This is a genomic window from Clavibacter lycopersici (assembly GCF_003576405.1).
Lineage (GTDB): Bacteria > Actinomycetota > Actinomycetes > Actinomycetales > Microbacteriaceae > Clavibacter > Clavibacter lycopersici.
In genome coordinates this window covers 1-1994 of the sequence record NZ_QWGT01000356.1, presented here as the reverse complement: position 1 = coordinate 1994, position 1994 = coordinate 1, and the positions used below count along the sequence as shown (strand labels likewise).

The 1994-nt window shown below is 77.0% G+C and carries 2 protein-coding genes; one reads left to right on the top strand and one right to left on the bottom strand.

Annotated elements, in window-relative coordinates; genetic code table 11:
• Positions 1–1275: D-alanyl-D-alanine carboxypeptidase/D-alanyl-D-alanine-endopeptidase (locus DZG00_RS15025; protein ID WP_119455797.1), on the top strand; the 1275-nt coding region annotated here is incomplete at its 5' end.
• Between the two features lie 17 nt (positions 1276–1292).
• On the opposite strand, the gene DZG00_RS15020 is transcribed toward DZG00_RS15025, so the two are convergent.
• Positions 1293–1955: a response regulator gene (locus DZG00_RS15020; RefSeq protein ID WP_119383269.1), complete on the bottom strand. Its 663-nt coding sequence runs from the start codon at positions 1953–1955 to the stop codon at positions 1293–1295.
• Positions 1956–1994 lie beyond the last annotated feature (39 nt).

Genomic DNA, 1994 nt, shown 5'->3' with positions numbered 1-1994 from the left:
GCAGGGCTCGTCACCGGGATCCTCCCGTCGCCCGCGGGCGGCGCGTCGGCCGACCCCGCGTCGTGCACCGTCGACGCGCTCACGGGCGGCTGGTCGACCGGGACGCTGCACCTCTCGGCCGCCGAGGTCGACGGCGACGCGGGCGCGAGCGTCCTCGACGTGCGCGGCGACGTGCCCGCGCCGACCGCGAGCACCATGAAGGTCCTCACCGCGGCGGCCGCCGTCGATGCGCTCGGCCCGGACCGCCGGATCGCCACGCGGGTCGTGCAGGGCGCGCGCGCCGACACGGTCGTCCTCGTCGGCGGCGGCGATCCCACGCTCAGCCGCCTCCCGACCGGCACCGACGGCGTATACCCGGACGCGCCCCACCTCGACGACCTCGCGCGCCAGGTGCTCGACGCCCGCCGCGTCGATCCCGACCTCGCGGGCGTCCCCATCCGGCGGCTCCAGGTCGACAGCGGCCTGTTCACGGGACCCGCGTGGCTGCCCGAGTGGCCGCTCGAGGCGAGGCGCGGCGGATCCATGTCGAACATCACGGCGCTCATGGTCGACGGCGACCGCGACGACCCGGCCGAGCCCTACTCGCGCCGCGGCGAGGCGGCCGTCGCCCGCGCCGCCGACGCATTCGCGGCGCTCCTCGGCGACGACGTGGCGGCCGACGGTCCGCTCGTGACCGCGGCGCCCGGATCCGCCGTGCTCGGCACCGTGGAGTCCGCGCCCGTCCGCGACCTGGTCGGCTACATGCTCACCCACTCCGACGACACGCTCGCGGAGACCCTCGCCCGCCTGGTCGCGATCGAGACGGGATCGGGCAGCGCCGCCGCCGACATCCAGCGCGGCACGCCCGCCGCCCTCGCCGGCCTCGACCTGCCGACGGACGGGGTCGTCCTCGTCGACGGCTCCGGCCTGTCGGACGCGAACCGCGTCCCCGCGGCGCTCCTCACCCGGCTCATGGTGCGGATCGCGGAGCACCGCGGCGACCTCGCGATCGTCGACGCCGGCCTCGCCGTCGCCGGGCGCACGGGCACGCTCGCGGAGGGCGGCCGGTTCACGGGCGAGGCGGACGCGGCGGCCGGCCGGATCCGCGGGAAGACCGGCACGCTCGACCGGATGCACGGGCTCACCGGCATCGCGGACGCGGAGGACGGCACGGAGGTCGCCTTCACGATCTGGGCGGAGGACGTGGACCCGTCCGTCCCGGCGGAGTCCGCCCGCGCCGAGATCGACGCGCTGGCCACCGAGCTGCACCGCTGCGGGGGCGCCCTCGGCGGGTGACGCGCCCGGCCCGGCGCCTACGCCCCCGACCGCTCCACGAGCCGGTGGTCGTGCGCGTACACGACGAGCTGCACGCGGTCCCGGAGCGCGAGCTTCGCCAGGATGCTGCTGACGTGCGTCTTCACGGTCGACTCGCTGACGAACTCCCGCGCCGCGACCTCCGCGTTCGAGAGGCCGCGCGCGACGTGCCCGAAGACGTCCTTCTCGCGCGCGCTCAGCGACCGGTACTCGGGCGGCGCCGGGGGAGCGGGAGCCGCGGTCGCGTCGGAGGTGAACAGCTGCGTGAGCTCGTCCGGCGCGAGCACGGCGCTGCCCGCGTGCACCGCGCGGATCGCCGCGGCGAGGAACGCGGGCGTCGCGTCCTTGAGGAGGAAGCCGCTCGCGCCGCCGCGGATGGCGGTGGCCGACGCGCGGTCCAGCGCGAACGTCGTCAGCACGATCACGCGCGGCGGCGCGTCGCGCGTGCCGTCGAAGAGGGCGCGCACGGTCTCGAGGCCGTCCATCACGGGCATGCGCATGTCGAGGAGCACTACGTCGGGACGCACCTCGTCGATCACGGCGAGGCCCTCCCGCCCGTCGCCGGCCTCGCCGACGACCTCGAGGTCGGGCTGGGCGTCGAGGGCGACGCGCACGCCGCCGCGGAACAGCTCCTGGTCGTCGACGAGCACGATGCGGATCACGGGCGGCCTCCCGGCACGAGGGTGGGGCGCGCGCCCGAC